Annotated in this window: 18 protein-coding genes; 13 read left to right on the forward strand and 5 right to left on the reverse strand. The window is 70.8% G+C overall.

Annotation, left to right across the window (positions count from 1 at the left end):
• Positions 1–28 precede the first annotated feature (28 nt).
• Positions 29–1,093, forward strand: coding sequence for an ABC transporter substrate-binding protein (locus tag INQ48_29565; protein QRF57391.1), 1,065 nt, complete (start codon positions 29–31; stop codon positions 1,091–1,093).
• A 21-nt stretch (positions 1,094–1,114) separates the two neighbouring features.
• On the opposite strand, the gene tet is transcribed toward INQ48_29565, so the two are convergent.
• Complete coding sequence (gene tet, locus INQ48_29570; GenBank protein ID QRF57392.1) at positions 1,115–2,317, reverse strand: Tet(A)/Tet(B)/Tet(C) family tetracycline efflux MFS transporter; 1,203 nt, start codon at positions 2,315–2,317, stop codon at positions 1,115–1,117.
• Positions 2,318–2,407: 90 nt separating this feature from the next.
• Between tet and tetR the strand changes: the two genes are divergently transcribed.
• Complete coding sequence (gene tetR / locus INQ48_29575) at positions 2,408–3,064, forward strand: tetracycline resistance transcriptional repressor TetR (protein ID QRF57393.1); 657 nt, start codon at positions 2,408–2,410, stop codon at positions 3,062–3,064.
• 7 nt (positions 3,065–3,071) lie between these two features.
• Here tetR and INQ48_29580 read toward each other — a convergent pair whose 3' ends face one another.
• A complete protein-coding gene (locus INQ48_29580) occupies positions 3,072–4,721 on the reverse strand; it encodes a GMC family oxidoreductase N-terminal domain-containing protein (GenBank protein QRF57394.1) in 1,650 nt (549 codons plus the stop codon).
• Between the two features lie 129 nt (positions 4,722–4,850).
• Here INQ48_29580 and INQ48_29585 point away from each other — a divergent pair, with 129 nt between their 5' ends.
• The 6 genes from INQ48_29585 (at position 4,851) to INQ48_29610 (ending at position 9,929) form a co-directional block, all read left to right on the forward strand.
• Positions 4,851–5,747, forward strand: coding sequence for a LysR family transcriptional regulator (locus INQ48_29585; protein ID QRF57395.1), 897 nt, complete (start codon positions 4,851–4,853; stop codon positions 5,745–5,747).
• 210 nt (positions 5,748–5,957) lie between these two features.
• Complete coding sequence (locus INQ48_29590; GenBank protein ID QRF57396.1) at positions 5,958–7,130, forward strand: ABC transporter permease; 1,173 nt, start codon at positions 5,958–5,960, stop codon at positions 7,128–7,130.
• Complete coding sequence (locus INQ48_29595) at positions 7,127–7,981, forward strand: ATP-binding cassette domain-containing protein (protein ID QRF57397.1); 855 nt, start codon at positions 7,127–7,129, stop codon at positions 7,979–7,981. The genes INQ48_29590 and INQ48_29595 overlap by 4 nt, the downstream gene beginning before the upstream one ends.
• A 3-nt stretch (positions 7,982–7,984) precedes the next feature.
• Positions 7,985–8,956 (forward strand): MCE family protein, encoded by a 972-nt coding sequence (locus tag INQ48_29600; GenBank protein QRF57398.1) that lies wholly within the window; start codon positions 7,985–7,987, stop codon positions 8,954–8,956.
• A gap of 33 nt (positions 8,957–8,989) precedes the next feature.
• On the forward strand, positions 8,990–9,652 hold the full coding sequence (locus INQ48_29605) for a membrane integrity-associated transporter subunit PqiC (protein ID QRF57399.1): 663 nt from the start codon (positions 8,990–8,992) through the stop codon (positions 9,650–9,652).
• A gap of 55 nt (positions 9,653–9,707) precedes the next feature.
• Complete coding sequence (locus tag INQ48_29610; protein QRF57400.1) at positions 9,708–9,929, forward strand: hypothetical protein; 222 nt, start codon at positions 9,708–9,710, stop codon at positions 9,927–9,929.
• A 138-nt stretch (positions 9,930–10,067) separates the two neighbouring features.
• Here the strand turns inward: INQ48_29610 and INQ48_29615 are convergent, their stop codons facing one another.
• Genes INQ48_29615 through INQ48_29625 form a run of 3 tightly spaced genes read right to left on the reverse strand, consistent with a single transcriptional unit; the run spans position 10,068 to position 13,455 of the window.
• The gene (locus tag INQ48_29615; protein ID QRF57401.1) at positions 10,068–11,090 is read right to left on the reverse strand and encodes a hypothetical protein; all 1,023 of its coding nucleotides are present in this window, start codon (positions 11,088–11,090) and stop codon (positions 10,068–10,070) included.
• On the reverse strand, positions 11,087–12,625 hold the full coding sequence (locus INQ48_29620; protein ID QRF57402.1) for a serine hydrolase: 1,539 nt from the start codon (positions 12,623–12,625) through the stop codon (positions 11,087–11,089). The genes INQ48_29615 and INQ48_29620 overlap by 4 nt, the downstream gene beginning before the upstream one ends.
• Positions 12,622–13,455 carry an IclR family transcriptional regulator gene (locus INQ48_29625; GenBank protein QRF57403.1) on the reverse strand — a complete coding sequence of 278 codons (834 nt, stop codon included), beginning with the start codon at positions 13,453–13,455 and terminating at the stop codon, positions 12,622–12,624. Before INQ48_29625 ends, INQ48_29620 begins: the two co-directional genes overlap by 4 nt.
• 115 nt (positions 13,456–13,570) lie before the next feature.
• On the opposite strand from INQ48_29625, the gene INQ48_29630 reads away from it, so the two are divergent.
• From INQ48_29630 to INQ48_29650, 5 genes are all read left to right on the forward strand, one after another.
• Positions 13,571–14,530, forward strand: coding sequence for an MBL fold metallo-hydrolase (locus tag INQ48_29630; protein ID QRF57404.1), 960 nt, complete (start codon positions 13,571–13,573; stop codon positions 14,528–14,530).
• Between the two features lie 153 nt (positions 14,531–14,683).
• Complete coding sequence (locus INQ48_29635) at positions 14,684–16,360, forward strand: FAD-dependent oxidoreductase (GenBank protein QRF57405.1); 1,677 nt, start codon at positions 14,684–14,686, stop codon at positions 16,358–16,360.
• A 25-nt stretch (positions 16,361–16,385) separates the two neighbouring features.
• The gene (locus INQ48_29640; protein QRF57406.1) at positions 16,386–16,583 is read left to right on the forward strand and encodes a DUF2783 domain-containing protein; all 198 of its coding nucleotides are present in this window, start codon (positions 16,386–16,388) and stop codon (positions 16,581–16,583) included.
• A 21-nt stretch (positions 16,584–16,604) separates the two neighbouring features.
• Positions 16,605–17,915 (forward strand): homogentisate 1,2-dioxygenase, encoded by a 1,311-nt coding sequence (locus tag INQ48_29645; protein QRF57407.1) that lies wholly within the window; start codon positions 16,605–16,607, stop codon positions 17,913–17,915.
• Positions 17,912–18,886 carry a tripartite tricarboxylate transporter substrate binding protein gene (locus INQ48_29650; protein ID QRF57408.1) on the forward strand — a complete coding sequence of 325 codons (975 nt, stop codon included), beginning with the start codon at positions 17,912–17,914 and terminating at the stop codon, positions 18,884–18,886. The genes INQ48_29645 and INQ48_29650 overlap by 4 nt, the downstream gene beginning before the upstream one ends.
• Positions 18,887–18,948: the final 62 nt, after the last annotated feature.

The raw sequence follows: 18,948 nt of genomic DNA on the forward strand, positions 1-18,948 counted from the left end.
CCCTCGACACTGAACGGAGAGTCCCACCATGGCACGACGCGAACGCACTTCCTTTTTCCTCACCTTCGCCGCCACCGCGGTGGCCGCCCTCGCGGGCTTCGGCGGCGCGGTCCACGCGCAGACGAAGACGCTCTACATCGGCATGAACGGCGGCACGATGGAGAAGGCGTACACGCAGTACGTCTTCCCGGCCTTCGAGAAGCTCTACAACGCGAAGGTGGTGGTGGTGCCCGGCACCTCCTCCGACATCCTCGCCAAGGCGCAGGCCAACAAGGACCGGCCGCAGATGCACGTGATGTTCCTCGACGACGGCATCATGGTGCGCGCCATCGGCATGGGCCTGTGCCAGAAGCAGAAGCCCAATCCCTCGCTGGCCGAGATCTACCCGGCCGCGCGCTTCAAGGACGACATGGCCAGCGGCGTGAGCCTGGGCATGACCGGCCTGGCCTACAACGCCAAGATGTTCAAGGAGAAGGGCTGGGCCGCGCCCACCTCGTGGATGGACCTGGCCGATCCGAAGTTCAAGGGCAAGGTGGTGTTCCAGTCGATGTCGTCCTCGTCCTTCGGGCTGCACGGCTTCCTGATGTTCAACCGCATCCAGGGCGGCAACGACAAGAACGTGGAGCCCGGCTTCAAGGCCTGGCCGACCACCATCGGCCCGAACGTGCTCGAGTACATCCCGAGCTCGGCCAAGCTCTCGGAGATGGTGCAGACCGGCGAGGCCGCGATCTTCCCGCTCACGCCGACGGCCGTGGCCGCGCTCAAGGTCAAGGGCATTCCGGTGGAATATGCGCCGCCCAAGGAAGGCGCGGTGGTGCTGATGGTGGGCCAGTGCGTGATCGCCAACAACAGCGAGCCCGAGCTGTCGCAGAAGCTCGCCGAGTTCCTGCTGAGCCCGCTGGCGCAGGCCAACGTGCTGCAGTACGGCGCGCAGATCCCGACCAATCCCAAGGCCCCGGCCGTGGGCGAGGGCGCGACGCAGGTGGCCGAGATCAACCAGTGGATGAAGACCGCGATCACCATCGACTGGGAGAGCATCAACGCCAACCGGCCGGCCTGGAACGCGCGCTGGAACAAGACGATCGAGAAGTGACCGCGCTGCCGGCGGAGCGGCTCAGCGCGTGCGGCGCAGCAGCACCGGCAGGCACAGCAGGTAGAGCGAAGCGCCCGCGAGCCACACGATGCCCGGAAAGCGCGTGCGGAACGCGAAGTACAGCGGGCTGATCAGGAGCGGCCCGAACACCGCGGCCAGGCTGGTGATGCTCGCGAGCACGCCCTGCAGCCGCCCCTGCTGCGCCTCGCCCACGCGCGCCGACAGCGTGGCCTGCAGCGCGGGCGCGCAGACGCCGCCCATGCACAGCAGCGGCAGCAGCGCGATGGCCATCCAGCCCTGGGAGGCGAAGGCGATCAGCGCATAGCCGGTGCCGTCGGCGATGGTGCCGACGGCGATCGCCGCGCGCTCGCCCCAGCGCTCGACCAGCGGGCCGGCCGCGAAGCCCTGCACCAGCGCATGCAGCAGGCCGAAGACCGCGAGCGAGAAGCCGACCATGGTGCCGTTCCAGGCATAGCGGTCCTGGCCGTAGAGCACCCAGGTCGTGCCCGCGACCTCGCCCACCAGCACCAGCAGCAGGAACACGCCGAGCAGCGGCAGCAGCGCCGGAAAGCTCGTGGCCCAGCGCAGCGGCGCGAGCGGATGCAGCACGCCGCGGTCGAAGGGCTGCGCGGCGAGCGCCGGCGGCCGCGATTCGCGCAGCACCAGCAGGCCGACCAGGAAGGTCAGGCCGTTGAGCGCGGCCGCCGCGATGAAGGGCAGGCGCACCCCGTGGTCGCCGAGCACGCCGCCGAGCGCCGGCCCGGCGATGAAGCCCAGCCCGAAGCAGGCGCCCATGCGGCCGAACCAGCGCGCGCGCTGGTGCTCGGGCGTGAGGTCGGCGATGGCGGCCGAGGCCACGGCCATGCTCGCGCCGGTCATGCCGGCGATCGCGCGGCCCACGAACAGCAGCCACAGTGACGGCGCGAAGGCCATGAACAGCGCGTCGATCGCGGCGCCCAGCACCGAGATCAGCAGCACCGGCCGGCGGCCGAAGCGGTCGCTGAGCGCGCCGAGCACGGGCGCGCAGAGGAACTGCATCAGCGCGTAGAGCGAGAGGAAGGCGCCGAAGTGCCAGCCGAGCTCGCCGCTGTGGCCGACCTCGCGCAGCAGGCTCGGCACGATCGGCATCACGAGGCTGATGCCGATGGCGTCGAGCGTGACGATCGCCAGGATCACCGCCTGCGCGTGGCGGCCTCCGGCGAATGGAATGGAAGGAGAAGACATGTTGGAATTTATCGTTGATAAGGAATTATCAGCGATAAATTTTGGACTGTGAAGTACCCTCCCGGATCGACACCCGGCAAGCACATCTGAATGAAACTGGACCGCGAAGCGATCCTCGAGGCGGCACTCTCGCTGCTCGACGAGGTCGGCATGGACAAGCTCAGCACCCGGCTGCTGGCCGAGCGGCTGGGCGTGCAGCAGCCCGCCCTCTACTGGCACTTCAAGAACAAGCGCGCGCTGCTCGACGCGATGAACGGCGAGATCCTGCGCCGCAGCCATCACCGCAAGCTGCCGCTGCCCGACGAATCGTGGGAGAGCTTCCTGCGCGAGAACGCGCGCAGCTTCCGGCGCGCGCTGCTGGCGCGGCGCGACGGCGCGCGCCTGCACGCGGGCTCCGAGCCCGACCCGGGCGACCTCGACATGGTGGAGGCCCAGCTCGCGGCCGTGGTGCGCCTGGGCGTGCCGCCCGCGCAGGCGATGACCCTGCTGATCGCGCTGGGCCGCTACACCGTGGGCTGCGTGCTCGAGCAGCAGGCGACGCCGGCCGACGCGGCGATGCAGCAGCAGACGCTCGATGCCGCCGCGGCCTCGCGGCCGCTGCTGGCCGAAGCCTTCGCCACTTACCGCGCGGCGGGGCCCGATGCGTTGTTCGAGATCGGCGTGGACCTGATGCTCGAAGGCGCGAAGGTGCGCCTGGCGGCCCAGGCCCCGCAGGCGAAACGGCGCGGTCCGGCGCCGCGGCGCTGAGGCTCTTTCAGCGCGCCTCGGCGCGAATCCAGCCCGCCGCCTTCTCCGCCATCATCAAGGTCGGACTGTTGGTGTTGCCGCTCGTGATCGTCGGCATCGCGCCCGCATCGACCACGCGCAGCCCCTGCACGCCGCGCACGCGCAGCCGCGCGTCGAGCACCGCCATCGGATCGTTGTCGGCGCCCATCCTGGTGGTGCCCACCGGATGGAAGATGGTCGTCGCGATGTCGCCGGCCAGGCGCGCGAGGTCCTCGTCGCTCTGGTACTGCACGCCGGGCTTCCATTCCTGCGGCTTGTACCTGGCGAGCGCGGGCTGCGCGGCGATGCGCCGCGTCACGCGCAGCGAGTCGGCCGCCACCTTGCGGTCGGCGTCGGTGCTCAGGTAGTTGGGCGCGATCGCCGGCGCGTCCGCGAAGCGATTCGAGCGGATGCGCACCGTGCCGCGGCTGGTCGGGTTGAGGTTGCACACGCTCGCGGTGAAGGCCGGGAACGCGTGCAGCGGCTCGCCGAAGGCATCGAGCGACAGCGGCTGCACGTGGTACTGGATGTTGGGCCACTCGCGGTCGGGCGAGCTGCGCGTGAAGGCGCCGAGCTGCGAGGGCGCCATGCTCATCGGGCCGCTGCGGCTGAGCAGGTACTCGAGGCCGATGCGCGCCTTGCCGACCATCGACGAGGCCAGCACGTTGAGCGTGGGCGCGCCGTCGATCTTGTAGACCGCGCGGATCTGCAGGTGGTCCTGCAGGTTGGCGCCGACGCCGGGCGCGTCGACCGCCACCTCGATGCCGTGCTGGCGCAGCAGTTCGGCCGGGCCGATGCCCGAGAGCTGCAGGATCTGCGGCGAGCCGATGCTGCCCGCGCTCAGGATCACCTCGCGCGTGGCGTGCGCCGTCACCATCTCGTGGCCGTTCCAGATCCGGGCGCCGGTGCAGCGCTGCGTGCCGTCGGCCTGCCGCTCGATCACCAGCTGCGAGACCTGCGCGCCGGTCCAGAGCTCGAAGTTGGGCCGGCCGTAGCAGGTGGGCCGCAGGAAGGCCTTGGCCGTGTTCCAGCGCCAGCCGTTCTTCTGGTTGACCTGGAAGTAGCCCACGCCCTCGTTGCTGCCGCGGTTGAAGTCGGTGGTGTGCGGCACGCCGGCCTCGACCGCGGCGGCCGCGAAGGCGTCGAGGATGTCCCAGCGCAGCCGCTGCTTCTCGACCCGCCATTCGCCGCCCGCGCCGTGCATCTCGTCGGCGCCGAGGTAGAAGTCCTCGTGCTTCTTGAAGGCCGGCAGCACGTTCTGCCAACGCCAGTCCTCGTCGCCGGTGAGCGATGCCCACTGCTCGTAGTCGCGCGACTGGCCGCGCATGTAGATCATGCCGTTGATGCTCGAGCAGCCGCCCAGTGTCTTGCCGCGCGGATAGCGCAGCACGCGGCCGTTGAGGCCGGCGTCGGGCTCGGTGCTGTAGAGCCAGTCGGTGCGCGGGTTGCCGATGCAGTAGAGGTAGCCGACCGGGATGTGGATCCAGTGGTAGTCGTCCTTGCGGCCGGCCTCGACCAGCAGCACGCGCTTGTCCTTGTCGGCGCTGAGCCGGTTCGCGAGCAGCGCGCCGGCGGTGCCCGCGCCGATGACGATGTAGTCGAAGGTGGTGTCGTTGCTCAAGGGGCTTGTCTCCGTCATCGATATTTCCCGTACTCATGGATCGGCCGTGAGCCGCTGCGCCTGATTTGGCCCAATCCACGCCAGGAATGCCAATGAAATCGAATCAGATGGCGTATAAATCCGATTTATATGACTGCCGCCGCCGCGATGGACCTGCAAATTCTGCGCGCCTTCGTGCTGGCCGCGCGCGAAGGCAGCGTCTCGCGCGCCGCCGCCCGGCTCCACCTCACGCAGCCGGCCGTGAGCCTGCAGCTCAAGCGCCTGGCGGAAGACACCGGCCTGCAGCTGTTCACGCGCACGCCGCACGGGCTGGCGCTCACGGCCGACGGCGCGGCGCTGCTGCCGCAGGCCGAGCGCGTGCTGGCCGCGGTGGGCGACCTGCAGCAGGCGGCGCGCAACCTGCAGTCGACGGTGCGTGGCGCGCTGCGCATCGGCACCATCCTCGATCCCGAATTCACGCGCCTGGGCATGTTCCTGCGCGAGCTGGTCGAGTCGGCGCCGCAGATCGAGACCGAGCTGCGCCACGGCATGAGCGGCACGGTGCTGGCGCAGGTGCTGCGCGGCGAGCTCGACGTGGGCTTCCACCTCGATGCGGACGGCGATGCGGACGCGGCCGGCGGCGATCCGGCGCTGGCCGCGCGCACCCTCACGCGCTTCACCTACCGCGTGGTGGCGCCGGCCGGCTGGGGGCCGCAGGTGACGGGGCGCGACTGGAAGGCGCTGGCCGCGCTGCCCTGGCTCGGGACGCCGCCCGAGTCGGCGCACCACCGGCTGCTCGAACGCGTGTTCGGACCGCTGGGGCTGGCGCCGCGCCGCGTGGCGCTGGTCGACCAGGAGGCCTCGATGCTCGACCTGTTGAAGTCGGGCGTGGGCCTGAGCCTGCTGCGCGACTCGATCGCGATCCGCGAGAGCCAGGCCCACGGGCTGGTGCTGGCCGACCGGGTGCAGCTCGACTGCGCGCTGCGCTTCGTGTCGCTGGCGGCGCGGCGCAACGAGCCGGTGATCGCGAGTGCCTGGGATGCGCTGACCCGCGCCTGGAGCTGAGAAGGCATGGATGACCCGCTGCGCGCCCCGATCGGTCTCACGAAAAGTTAAGAAAGGCCTCAGGAAAAACGGCGTGCTTCCCTACGTAATCCAGGGTTCGGTCGCACATGGCGCCCCGGGGCCTACGGTTACGATGCGCGCTGCATTTTGAAACCTTTGGTTCGTCCCGCGCCTCCTTCCTCCTCCTCTTCCCACCCGCTCCCCCGGACCATGCCCTCCACCACGCCGCCTGCCGACAGCCCCGCTGCAGCCGACGTCGGCGCGAGCCCCCGCATCGAGTCGCGCGAGCAGGACGGCAAGCGCTGGATCGTGGCGAGCGGCCGCTGGACCACGCTGGCGATGTCCTCGCCCTCCGACTGGCAGGCGCTCGCGAAGAGCCTGGACGCGCTGCCCAGGCAGGACGACGCGGCCTGGGACCTGCGCCCGATCGCGCAGCTCGACCACATCGGCGCGCAGCTGCTGTGGGAGCGCTGGCACCACGACTGGCCGGCCACGCTCGAGCTGGCGCCGCAGCACAAGGCGGTGCTCGACCAGGTGGCGCAGTACACCGTCGGCACGCCCGAGGAACCGCCCAAGACACTGGTCGAACGGCTGCGCGACTTCTCGCACAACGGCCCGCGCGCGATGGGCGTCACGCGCGACTTCGTCGGCCTGATCGGCCAGCTCACGATCGACGTCGGCCGGCTGCTGGCGGCGCCGCACCGCGGGCCCTGGCGCGACTTCTCGGGCCACCTCTACCAGTTCGGCGCGACGGCGCTGCACATCACGGCGCTGGTCGGCCTGCTGATCGGCGTGGTGCTGGCCTACCTGATCTCGCAGCAGCTGCGCCAGTACGGCGCCGAGACCTTCGTGGTCAACATCCTCGGCCTGTCGCTGGTGCGCGAGCTCGGGCCGGTGCTCGCGGCGGTGCTGATCGCGGGCCGCTCGGGCTCGGCGATCACGGCGCAAATCGGCGTGATGCGCGTGACCGAGGAGCTCGACGCGATGCGCGTGATGGGCATCCCGCACGGCTTCCGGCTGGTGATGCCGCGCGTGCTGGCGCTCGCCATCGCGATGCCGCTGATCAGCCTGTGGACCTCGATGGCGGCGCTCTTGGGCGGCATGCTCGCGGCCGACGCGGCGCTCGACATCTCGCCGGCCTATTTCCTCTCGGCGCTGCCGCGCGCGGTGCCGATCGCCAACCTCTGGCTGGCCACCGCCAAGTCGGCGGTGTTCGGCATCCTGATCGCGCTGATCGGCTGCTACTTCGGCATGAAGGTCAAGCCCAACACCGAGAGCCTGGGGCGCGGCACCACCTCGTCGGTCGTGACCTCGATCACCGCGGTGATCCTGGTCGATGCGCTGTTCGCCGTGCTGTTCAAGGGCATCGGGTTCCGCGGATGAACACGCAGGCCACGCCCTCTTCCGCCGCGTCCGAGACCGTGGTCGACATCCGTCGCCTGTGGACGGTGTTCAAGAACACCGACGGCGAGCAGGTGGTGCACCGCGACCTCGACCTGCGCATCGAGCGCGGCGAGGTGCTGTCGCTGGTCGGCGGCTCGGGCACCGGCAAGACGGTGCTGCTGCGCCAGATCCTCGGGCTCGAGAAGCCCTCGAAGGGCACGGTCGAGGTGCTGGGCCAGGCGCCCGGCGAGCTCAGCGCCGCGGGCGCGGCCAACGTCGGCATGCTGTTCCAGCACGGCGCGCTGTTCTCGGCCTTCAGCGTGCTCGAGAACATCGCCTTTCCGCTGCGCGAGCTCAAGCTGCTGCCCGACGAGCTGATCCGCAACGCGGCGCTGGTCAAGCTGCAGATGGTGGGCCTGGAGCCGCGCCATGCGAACCGCAGCCCGGCCGACCTGTCGGGCGGCATGATCAAGCGCGTGGCGCTGGCGCGCGCGCTGATCATGGACCCGCCGCTGCTGCTGCTCGACGAACCCACCGCCGGCCTCGATCCCGAGGCCTCCGACAGCTTCTGCGACCTGCTGCGCGGGCTGCACCGCGAGCTCGGCCTCACGGTGGTGATGGTCACGCACGACCTCGACACGCTGTTCGACCTGAGCACCCGCATCGCGGTGCTGGCCGACCAGAAGGTCATCGCCAGCGGCACCGCGCGCGAGGTGATCGCCTACCCGCATCCCTTCATCCACGAGTACTTTCTCGGAGGGCGCGGCCAGCGCGCCCTGGAGGCGCTGCACGACCGACCCGCCCCCGAACGACATGCGCCGCGGCCCGAGGCCGGCGGCGCCGAAAGGTAGTCCATGGAAAACAAGGCCCATGCCCTCGCCGCCGGAGCCTTCGTGCTCGGCCTGCTCGCCGTGCTCGTGGGGCTGGTGATCTGGTTCACGCGCGACAACACCGTGCGCAACATCTACGAGCTCTCCACGCGCGACGCGGTCAGCGGCCTGCAGCCGCAGGCGATGGTGCGCTACCGCGGCATCGCGGTCGGCAAGGTCACGCTGATCGACTTCGACCCCAAGGTGAAGGGCAACGTGCGCGTGCGCATCACGGTCGACGAACGCGTGCCGCTGACCACCTCGAGCTTCGCCACCCTGAGCTACCAGGGCGTGACCGGCCTGGCCTTCATCGCGCTGGACGACAAGGGCGAATCGAACGTGGCGCTCAAGCCCGACAACGGCGATCCGCCGCGCATCCCGCTCAAGCCCTCGATGCTGGCCCAGCTGCAGGACCGCGGCGAGGCGATCATCAACCAGGTCGAGGAGGTGACCAAGCGCGCCAACCGCCTGCTCAACGACGACAACCAGAAGCGCGTGGCCGACGCGCTCGAGAACATCGCGGCCGCGACCTCCAGCGCCAACCAGCTGATGCTGCGCCTCGACGGCACCGTGAAGACCGGCGTCGCGCCCGTGCTGCAGCGGCTGCCCGACACGCTCGACTCGGTGAAGAAGGCCGCGGGCGACGTCTCGCGCGTGGCCAACAACTTCAACGGCACCGTGACCCGGCTCAACGCGCCCGACGGTCCGGTGCAGCGGCTGGGCGACGGCACCAAGGCGCTGGCGCAGGCGGTCGACTCCTTCAACGCCGCCACGCTGCCGCGCGTGAACCGCGTGGCCGACGACACCTCGCACGCGGTGCGCCGGCTCGGCCGCGCGGCCGACAGCATCAACGACAACCCGCAATCGCTGCTGTTCGGCAACGGCGGCGCGGCGGCCGGACCGGGCGAGCCGGGCTTCTCGCCGCCGGCCGCGAGCGGCAACGGCGCCAGGCCCTGAGGCCGCGGCATCCACGATGGCAGGACAACGACCATGAAGAACGCCACGCATCCTCTTTCCGCCCTCGCGCTCGGCCTCGCGCTGCTGCTGGCCGGCTGCGGCGCGCTGCCCGACAAGCCCCAGCGCGCCACGCTCTACGACTTCGGTCCCGGACCGATGGCCGCGCAGCAGGCGAGCAGCGCGCCGACGCCGCAGGCCATGATCGCGCTGCCCGAGATCGAGGCCAGTCCGCGGCTCGACGGCACGCAGATCCTCTACCGGCTCGGCTATGCCGACGCCAACGAACTCAAGCCTTATGGCCAGTCGCGCTGGAGCCTGTCGCCCGCGCAACTGCTGCGCCAGCGGCTGCGCGACACGCTGGCCGAGCGCCGCACCGTGCTCGGCCCCGAGGAGAGCGCGACCATCGCACGCAGCGAGGGCCGCGTGCCCGACACGCTGCGCCTGTCGCTCGACGAGTTCAGCCACTACTTCGAATCGCCCGCGGCCAGCGTGGGCCTGGTGCGGCTGCGCGCCACGCTCGTGCGCGGCGGCACCGGCGGCGACCGCGTGCTGGGCCAGAAGCTGATCACCGTGCGCCGGCCCGCGCCGAGCGCCGATGCGCCCGGCGGCGTGAAGGCACTGGCCGCGGCCAGCGACGCGGCGATCGCCGAGCTCGTGCAGTGGGTGGACCAGCAGCAGCAACAGCAGCCGCGGTAGTAAGCTGCCGCCAGCCGCGGCACCCCGCATCGGCCCACGGACGGAGGAAACGCACATGAACGCCACCCGCATCGTCGGCATCATCCTGATCGTCGCCGGCATCGCCGGGCTGGGCCTCGGCGGCTTCAGCTTCACGCGCGAGACGCACCAGGCCAAGCTCGGGCCGATCGAGCTGTCGGTGAAGGAGAAGCAGACCGTGAACTTCCCGGCCTGGGCCGGCGTCGCGGCGATCGTGGTGGGCGGGGTGCTGGTGCTGTTCGGCGGCCGCAAGGGCTGAGCGGCTCGAGCGGCCTCACAAGGTGTGAAGAAACCGTAGCGAGCGCCCCGAGGTCGCGCCGAGGACCGGAGCCGTACCTTGTACGGTGAGGACCGCAGGTGCGAGATCGGGGCGCGTAGTAGGTTTATTCATACCTTGTCAGCCACCGCCGCGCGGCACGGCCAGCTTCTCCTTCACCGCCTCCACCATGCGGTCGCCCAGCGCCAGTTGCCCATGCATCGAGAAGTGGGTGTCGTTGGGCATGTAGAAGTCGCGGATCGCGGTCTTCTGACGCTGGGCGAAGGCGAACAGATCGGGGCCGAGCCCGGCTTCGTTGAAGGCCTTCACGAAGGCCTGCGAATGCGTGGGATCGAGGTAGGTGGTGGTCTTGTCGGGCACCACCATCCACAGGATGGTCACCCCGTCCCGGGCCTTGGCGAAGGCCTGCAGCTGCGCCGCGTGCTCCGCCGTGAGTTCGCGGCCGGTCGCGTCGACGGACAGGAACAGCGCCATCCCGCACCGCCGGTTGCTGAACAGCGCGCAGCCGTCGGGCACGGCCGCCGCGCGCACCTGCGGGTCGCAGCCGCTGCGCTCCTCGCCGGCGATCGCGGCGCGGGTGCAGCGCGCCGTGAGAAAGCCCGCGTAGAACTGCCCGTCCCAGTTGAGCGCGAAGCCCGGCACCTTGTCGAGCGGCGGCAACGGCACCTCGCGCTCGGTGACCATCGGCTTCCTCATCTCCACGCAGCCCTGCGAGCGCTCGAGACGCGCATCGACGAGCCGCTCCACGCTCTCGATGATCACCAGCTTGCCGTGGAAGCCGCCGTCCGTGAGCCAGCGATCGAAGTCGTCGCACAGCGATTCGCCGACCTCCAGCCAGGACGTGGAGGCCACGCCCCAGCCTTCCTGGACCAGCCGCGACTGCCAGCGGCGCGTGAGCGAGAAGCTGTCGCCGATGACCAGGATGTCGGCCTGCTCGATCGGCGTGCCGCGCAGCAGCGCCGCATCGACGCGCGGCGGATCGATGCGCCAGCCGAAGTCGTGTTCGGAGATGCGCCCGAGGCGCGAGAGGTCGCCATAGGGCACGGGCGTGAAGAGCGTCTGCATCACGAGGCCGAACAGCACCGCATAGCCGACGCCGAAGATCCCGAGCCACAGCCTGGCGAAGGGGGGTTTCACTGTCATGGCGCCTCCGCGCGCAGTTCGGCCTGGAAGCCATAGGAGTTGGAAAAGACGAGGTCGATGCCCTCGGTGCCATCGTCGCGCAGCCGCAGCAGGTAGCGGGTGCGCAGCGGTTCGCCGAGGATGCGCGCCTCCACGTCGAAGCTGCGCGCGTCGCTCCAGCGGCCCCGGGTGGCGACCACCGGCATCGGGCCGCCCGCGGGGCTGGTGCGGAACAGGCCGTCGAGGCCGATCGGCGCGGTGAAGCGCTCGTCGGCGCCGCCGGGTCCGCGCGCGGCGGTCACGACCTCGTAGTGCGGGTTCGCGGGATCGAGCTCGAGCCGCAGGCTGCGCAGCCCGATGGGGTTGCTGGCGAAGCGCCAGGTGCGGCCCGCGAGGCGTTGCCGCGCCGCCTCGGGCACCGGGCCGACCTCGGAGGGCTTCTCGGCCGTGGCCCTGGCCACCGAGGCCTCGAGCGCGGCCTGGGCCGCGGCATCGTCGGCAACGGCGCCGCCGGCCTTGACGGAGCGCAGGATGCGTTCGATCAAGAGCGGCACCGGCGCCGCGCGCGTGCTCGTGAACACCGCCACCGCGTCCGCCTCGGGCAGCACCACGATGCCCTGGCCGTTGTGGCCCATGGCCATGTAGATGCGGCGCGCGGGCAGGGTCCACCAGCCGTTGGCGTAGAAGAAGCCCGGCGTGCCGAGGTCCTTCATCTCGACCGTGGCCGCGAGGTTCTTCGCGACCCAGGCGGCCGGCACGAGCTGGCGGTCTTCCCAGCGGCCGCCGCGCAGGTAGAGCTGGCCGATCTTCGCCATGTCGCGCGGCTGCAGCGCCAGGCCGAAGCCGCCCACGGGCACGCCCTGCGGGTCCTGGCGCCAGCGCAGGTCGGCGATGCCCAGCGGCTTGAACAGGCGCTCGGTGGCATAGGCCCGCAGATCGCCGCCGGTGCGCCGCGCGAGCAGGGCCGACAGCAGCTGCGAGTTGCCGCTGTTGTAGTTGAAGCCGGCGCCGGGCGCCTGTGCCATCGGGCGGCCGCGCACGTAGGCGGCCCAGTCGCGCGAACGCTCCATCTCGATCAGCGAGACCGGCTTGCCGCGGTCGTTGAGCGGCTCGGTCCAGTCGATGCCCGAGGTCATGTCGAGCAGGTGCGCGACCGTGACCGCGGCGCGCCGGGGATCGGTGGCGTCGTCGAACACCCGGTCGTCGAGGCGCAGCTTGCCTTCCTCGATCGCGATGCCGGCGAGCGTGCCCATCACGGCCTTGGTGACCGAGTTGACCGCGTGGCGCAGGCCGGGGCGAAACGGCGCGTAGTAGGCCTCCACCACGATGCGGCCGTGGCGCACCACCAGCAGGCTGTCGAGCTGGTGGGTGGCGCCGAGCTCGACCAGCCGCGCGAGCTCGGCCGGGTCCATGCCCTGCGAGGCGGGCGTGGCGACGGTCCAGCCGGCGGTGGGCCAGGGGCCCTCGTCGGCCGCGGCGGCAGCACCGGCGAAAGCGAGCGACACCGACAGCGAAAGGGCCTGGAGGCCCGCGGCCACGGTCTGCGACGCCTTCATCGGCGGCTCGCCCCCAGCCGCTGCGACACCGCGTCCGCGCAGCCCTTGAGCGCGGTGCCGATGGCGCCGTCCCAGGCGGTGTCGAAGATGCCGGCCGGGCCGATGGCCGTGATCGCGAGCACGATCGCGCCCGTGTGGTCGAACACCGGCGCGGCCATGGCGCTCACGCCCTCGATCACCTCGCCGTCGGAACGGCTGATGCCGTGCGCGCGCACCTCCTGCAGCTGGCGCTCGAAATCGGCCCACGACGGCAGCGGCTGCACCGGCGGCATGCCGGCCGGCGGCGCGGGCTCGGCCTTGCGCTGCTTCTGGCGCTGGCGCTCGGCCTCGAGCAGGTCGCGCACGCGCCCGGCGTCGAGGTAGGCCGCGAACACCCGGCCCGAGGCCGTGTTGGTCAGCGAGAACACCGTGCCGTGGCGCATGTTGACGTGCACCGGCGAGGGCGACTCGGCCGTGCGCACGATGGTCGCGCCGCGCGCGCCCCAGACCGCCAGCGCGATGGTGTGGCCGGTCTGCTGCGCGAGCTGGGCGATGGCCGGCGTGGCGATGTGCACCGGGTCGGCCTGCTGCAGGCTGATCAGGCCCAGTTGCAGTGCCAGCGGGCCGAGCAGATAGTGGCCGCTCGCGCGGTCCTGCTCGATCAGCCCCAGCCGGCCGAAGCTCACCATGTAGGGATGGGCCTTGGCGGGCGTCATGTCGGCCTCGCGGGCCAGGTCCTTGAGCGCCATCGGCCGGCCGTGGTGCACCAGCGCGCGCAGCAGCTGGCCGCCGACCTCGATGCTCTGGATGCCGCGCTGGGCGCGGTCGGCGTCGGGTTGTGCTTCGTTCATGGAGTGGGGATTAGACATGAAGCGATTCGAGGCTTACACTCGCGGAAATTCGTTAACTGCAAATTCGTTCGCCCTAAACGAATTTCATCCCCCCAACACTCCACGGAGACACACGATGAGCCAAGCCAAGAAATTCGCCAGCCAGGCCGACATGGAAGAGAAGAAGGTCACCTTCAGCCAGATCTCGGAACACGCGTGGGCCTACACCGCCGAGGGCGACCCGAACACCGGCATCGTGATCGGCGACGACTGCGTGCTGGTGGCCGACACCCAGGCCACGCCCGCGATGGCGGCCGACGTGGTGCGCCGCATCCGCGAAGTGACCGACAAGCCGATCAAGTACGTGGTGCTCACCCACTACCACGCGGTGCGCGTGCTGGGCGCGGCCGGCTACGGCGCCGAGCACATCCTGGCGAGCCAGGACACGCGCGACCTGATCGTCGAGCGCGGCGAGCAGGACAAGGCCAGCGAGATCGGCCGCTTCCCGCGCCTGTTCCAGAACGTCGAGACGGTGCCGCCGGGCCTGACCTGGCCCACCATGACCTTCACCGGCAAGATGACCCTGTGGCTCGGCAAGCTCGAGGTGCAGCTGCTGCAGCTCGGCCGCGGCCACACCAAGGGCGACACCGTGGTCTGGCTGCCGCAGGAACGCGCGCTGCTCTCGGGCGACCTGGTCGAGTTCGGCGCCACGCCGTACGCGGGCGACGCCTATTTCAAGGACTGGCCGCAGACGCTCGACAACGTCGCCGCCCTCAAGCCCGCCGCGCTGGTGCCGGGCCGCGGCGCCGCGCTGACCACGCCCGAGGCCGTGGCCGAGGGCCTCACGGGCACGCGCGACTTCATCGCCGACGTCTACGCCAGCGTGCAGGAAGGCGTGAAGGCCGGGCGCGACCTCAACGCGGTCTACAAGGACACCTACGAGAAGCTCAAGCCCAAGTACAGCCAGTGGGTGATCTTCGACCACTGCATGCCCTTCGACGTGAGCCGCGCCTACGACGAGGCCTCGGGCCATGTCGACCCGCGCGTGTGGACCGCCGAGCGCGACGTGGAGATGTGGAAGGCGCTCGAAGGCTGAGATGAATGCCTCCCTCCCCCTCTGGGGGAGGGCCGGGGTGGGGGCACGCGGCAACCGCACGATGCGCGACCGGCCCCCATCCCCGCCGTCCCCCGGAGGGGGAAGGCGCAAGACAAGAGAGACGAAGACGGCACAGAGACGGAGACAACGGACGTGAACGCACTCGCCACCGAAGCCGCGCAGGTCGACTACCAGAGCCTGCGCTTCGACTACCGCCGCCACCCCGACCAGGACGCGGCCCCGCCCGCTCGCCACCCGGTGGTGGTGGTCGGCGCCGGCCCCGTGGGCCTGGCGCTGGCCATCGACCTCGCGCTGCGCCAGGTGCCGGTGGTGCTGCTCGACAACGACAACACCCTGTCGACCGGATCGCGCGCGATCTGCTTCGCCAAGCGCACGCTCGAGGTCTTCGACCGGCTGGGCTGCGGCGACCGCATGGTCGACAAGGGCGTGTCGTGGAACATCGGCAAGGTCTATTTCCACGACGAGCAGGTCTACCGCTTCGACCTGCTGCCCGAGCCCGGCCACGAGCGCCCGGCCTTCATCAACCTGCAGCAGTACTACGTCGAGGGCTACCTGGCCGAGCGCGCGGCCCAGCTGCCGCTGATCGACATCCGCTGGAACAACAAGGTCACCGGCATCGCGCAGGACGCCGAGGGCGCGACGCTGACCGTGGAAACGCCCGAGGGCGAGTACCGCCTGGCCGCCGACTACGTGAGCGCCTGCGACGGCTCGCGCTCGAACCTGCGCCAGCTGCTGGGCCAGGAATCGAAGGGCCGCGTGTTCCGCGACCGCTTCCTGATCGCCGACATCACGATGGACGCGCAGCTGCCGACCGAGCGCCGCTTCTGGTTCGACCCGCCCTTCCATCCGGGCCAGAGCGTGCTGCTGCACAAGCAGGCCGACGGCATGTGGCGCATCGACTTCCAGCTCGGCTGGGAGGCCGATCCGGTGGAGGAACGCAAGCCCGAGCGCATCGTGCCGCGCGTGCGCGCGCTGCTCGACAGCATCGGCCACGCGGGCGTGCAGTTCGAGATCGGCTGGGCCAGCGTCTACACCTTCGCCTGCCAGCGCATGGACAGCTTCCGCCACGGCCGCGTGCTGTTCGCGGGCGACTCGGCGCACGGCGTGTCGCCGTTCGGGGCGCGCGGCGCCAACTCGGGCGTGCAGGACGCCGACAACCTGGCCTGGAAGCTGGCCGCCGTGGTGCGCGGCGAGGCGCCCGACGCGCTGCTCGACAGCTACGCGGGCGAACGCGAGTACGCGGCCGACGAGAACATCCGCAACTCCACGCGCGCGACCGACTTCATCACGCCCAAGAGCGAGGTCAGCCGGCTGTTCCGCGACGCGGTGCTGGCGCTGACGCGGCGGCACGCCTTCGCGCGCACGCTGGTCAACAGCGGCCGGCTGTCGGTGCCCTCGGTGCTGCGCGGCTCGCCGCTCAACACGCCCGACGCACACGGCGACGGCTTCGCGGGCGCGATGGTGCCGGGCGCGGCCGCGGCCGACGCGCCGGTGGCGCTCGCCGACGGCGGCAGCGGCTGGCTGCTGCGCGAGCTCGGCCGCGCGCACGGCTTCACGGCGCTGGTGTTCGGCGATGCCGACGACGCGGCCGTGACGCGGAGCCTGCGCGCCATCGAGGCCGCGGCGCTGCCGCTGCGCACCGTGCGCGTGCCCGCGGGCGCGGCGAGCGAACTGGCCGTGCGGCGCTACGATGCGCACCCCGGCACGGTCTACCTGCTGCGCCCCGACCAGCATGTGAGCGCGCGCTGGCGCGCGCCATCGTCCGCGCAGATCCGCGCGGCCTTCGACCGCGCGCTCGGCAAGGCCTGAGACGACACGCAGCGAGACATTGCCCATGACCGCATCCACCCCCACGCTGATCACCGACGCGCACCTCGAGGCGCCCGACGATTTCTACGAAGCGCTGATCGAGGCGCACCAGGGCCTGAGCACCGAGGAGAGCCATGCGTACAACGCGCGCCTCGTGCTGCTGCTGGCCAACCACATCGGCTCGCTGCCCGTGCTGCGCGAAGCGCTGGCGGCCGCGAAATGAACACCATCCAGTGAGGACACCATGACCGCCGCAACTCCCGCCACCGAGCGCCGCTACCAGAGCGGCTTCGGCAACGAATACGCGTCCGAGGCCGTGCCCGGCGCGCTGCCGCAGGGCCGCAACAACCCGCAGCGCGGGCCCTTCGACCTCTACACCGAGCTGCTCTCGGGCACCGCCTTCACCGCGCCGCGCCACGAGAACCGCCGCACCTGGCTCTACCGCCGCCAGCCCTCGGTGGTGTCGGGCCGCTACCAGCCCTATGCGCAGGCGCACTGGAGCACCGGCGCCGACCGCGAGATCGCGCTGCCGCCCGAGCCGATGCGCTGGCATCCGCAGCCGCTGGACGGCGCGGGGGAGCACGACTTCGTCGACGGCATGCACACCATCGCGGCCAACGGCGATGCCGAGTCGCAGGTCGGCATCGGCTCGCTGATGTACCTGGCGGGCCGCTCGATGGACAAGCGCGCCTTCGTCAACGCCGACGGCGAGATGCTGGTGGTGCCGCAGCAGGGCCGGCTGGTCATCACCACCGAGCTCGGCGTGCTCGAGGTGAAGCCCGGCGAGATCGCGCTGCTGCCGCGCGGCATGGCCTTCAAGGTGGCGCTGCCCGACGGACTTTCGCGCGGCTACGTCTGCGAGAACTACGGCGCGCACTTCCGCCTGCCCGAACTCGGCCCGATCGGCTCGAACGGCCTGGCCAACGCGCGCGACTTCCAGGCGCCGGTGGCGGCCTTCGAGGCGGAAGAAGGCGGCTACGAGATCGTCAAGAAGTTCGGCGGCCGCTTCTGGCACGCGCCGATGAAGCAGACGCCCTTCAACGTGGTCGCCTGGCACGGCAACCTCGCGCCCGTGAAGTACGACACCGCGCACTTCATGGTGATCGGCTCGATCAGCTTCGACCATCCCGATCCCTCGATCTTCACCGTGCTGACTTCGCCCAGCGACACGCCCGGCACGGCCAACTGCGACTTCGTGATCTTCCCGCCGCGCTGGATGGTGATGGAGAACACCTTCCGTCCGCCGTGGTTCCACCGCAACCTGATGAGCGAGTTCATGGGCCTGGTGCTCGGCGAGTACGACGCCAAGCCGGGCGGCTTCAAGCCCGGCGGCGCGAGCCTGCACAACAGCATGGTGCCGCACGGCCCCGACGAGGAAGCCTTCGACAAGGCCACCCACGCCGACCTCAAGCCGCACAAGCTCGACAACACGCTGGCCTTCATGTTCGAGAGCCGCTACCGCTTCATCCCGACCAATTTCGCGCTGCAGAGCAAGGCGCTCGACACCGACTACGCCGACTGCTGGGCCGGCCTCAAGGATCAGTTCAAGCCATGAACCCCGTCTTCGCACTGACGCGCCGCGCCGCGGTCCTCGCGCTGCTCGCCGCGCCCCTGTTCTCGCAGGCCGCGGACTTCCCCGCCAAGCCGATCCGTTTCATCGTGCCCTACACCCCGGGCGGCACCACCGACCTGGTGGCGCGCACCGTGGGCCAGAAGGTGTCGGAGAAGCTGGGCCAGCCGGTGCTGATCGACAACCGCGGCGGCGCGGGCGGCAACATCGGCATGGACGCCGTGGCCAAGGCCGCGCCCGACGGCTACACCATCGGCTTCGGCGCCATCTCGACCAATGCGCTGAACCCGCACATCTACAAGTCGATGGCCTTCGATCCGCGCAAGGACTTCACCGCCATCAGCCTGCTGGGCACCTCGACCATCGTGCTCGAAGTGCCGGCGGCCTCGCCGATCAAGTCGGTGGCCGACCTGATCGCGGCCGCGAAGAAGACCCCCGGCATGCCCTACGCCACCGCGGGCGCGGGCACCTCGATGAACCTGGCCGGCGTGATGTTCGCGCAGATGACCGGCACCGAGCTGACCCACGTGGCCTACAAGGGCAGCGGCCCGGCCATCACCGACATGCTGGGCAACAACATCGGCCTGATGTTCGACAACCTGCCGGCCTCGCTGCCGCACATCCAGGCCGGCAAGCTGCGCGCGCTGGCCGTCGCCGGTCCCACGCGCTCGCCCTCGCTGCCCGAGGTGCCGACCATCGCCGAGGCCGGCCTCAAGGGCTATGCGCTCGAGCCCTGGTTCGGCGTCTACGGCCCCGCCAACCTGCCGGCGCCGATCGTGAAGGCGCTCAACGAGGCCTTCGTGGAGGCGCTCGCGCAGCCCGACGTGAAGGCCAAGCTGGCGCAGGCCGGCTTCTCGCCGCGCGGCTCGAGCGCGCAGGAACTGGCCACGCTCACGCAGACCGAGTACCAGCGGCTCGGCGAGGTGGCGAAGAAGGCCGGGATGACGGCCGAGTGAGCGCCCGATGAACACCCTGGTCCGTTCACGCTGAGCCTGTCGAAGCGCCGCGCGCGGCTTCG

Source organism: Variovorax paradoxus, assembly GCA_016806145.1.
GTDB lineage: Bacteria > Pseudomonadota > Gammaproteobacteria > Burkholderiales > Burkholderiaceae_C > Variovorax.

Bases quoted from the DNA above. Each gene is read 5' to 3' on its own strand.
- INQ48_29565 (QRF57391.1), top strand. From the start codon at position 29: ATGGCACGACGCGAACGCACTTCCTTTTTCCTCACCTTCGCCGCCACC.
- INQ48_29595 (QRF57397.1), top strand. From the start codon at position 7,127: ATGAACACGCAGGCCACGCCCTCTTCCGCCGCGTCCGAGACCGTGGTC.
- INQ48_29630 (QRF57404.1), top strand. From the start codon at position 13,571: ATGAGCCAAGCCAAGAAATTCGCCAGCCAGGCCGACATGGAAGAGAAG.
- INQ48_29605 (QRF57399.1), top strand. From the start codon at position 8,990: ATGAAGAACGCCACGCATCCTCTTTCCGCCCTCGCGCTCGGCCTCGCG.
- INQ48_29640 (QRF57406.1), top strand. From the start codon at position 16,386: ATGACCGCATCCACCCCCACGCTGATCACCGACGCGCACCTCGAGGCG.
- INQ48_29625 (QRF57403.1), bottom strand. From the start codon at position 13,455: ATGAACGAAGCACAACCCGACGCCGACCGCGCCCAGCGCGGCATCCAG.
- INQ48_29600 (QRF57398.1), top strand. From the start codon at position 7,985: ATGGAAAACAAGGCCCATGCCCTCGCCGCCGGAGCCTTCGTGCTCGGC.
- tetR (QRF57393.1), top strand. From the start codon at position 2,408: ATGAAACTGGACCGCGAAGCGATCCTCGAGGCGGCACTCTCGCTGCTC.
- INQ48_29585 (QRF57395.1), top strand. From the start codon at position 4,851: ATGGACCTGCAAATTCTGCGCGCCTTCGTGCTGGCCGCGCGCGAAGGC.
- INQ48_29580 (QRF57394.1), bottom strand. From the start codon at position 4,721: ATGACGGAGACAAGCCCCTTGAGCAACGACACCACCTTCGACTACATC.
- INQ48_29615 (QRF57401.1), bottom strand. From the start codon at position 11,090: ATGACAGTGAAACCCCCCTTCGCCAGGCTGTGGCTCGGGATCTTCGGC.
- INQ48_29650 (QRF57408.1), top strand. From the start codon at position 17,912: ATGAACCCCGTCTTCGCACTGACGCGCCGCGCCGCGGTCCTCGCGCTG.
- INQ48_29645 (QRF57407.1), top strand. From the start codon at position 16,605: ATGACCGCCGCAACTCCCGCCACCGAGCGCCGCTACCAGAGCGGCTTC.
- INQ48_29590 (QRF57396.1), top strand. From the start codon at position 5,958: ATGCCCTCCACCACGCCGCCTGCCGACAGCCCCGCTGCAGCCGACGTC.
- INQ48_29610 (QRF57400.1), top strand. From the start codon at position 9,708: ATGAACGCCACCCGCATCGTCGGCATCATCCTGATCGTCGCCGGCATC.
- INQ48_29620 (QRF57402.1), bottom strand. From the start codon at position 12,625: ATGAAGGCGTCGCAGACCGTGGCCGCGGGCCTCCAGGCCCTTTCGCTG.
- tet (QRF57392.1), bottom strand. From the start codon at position 2,317: ATGTCTTCTCCTTCCATTCCATTCGCCGGAGGCCGCCACGCGCAGGCG.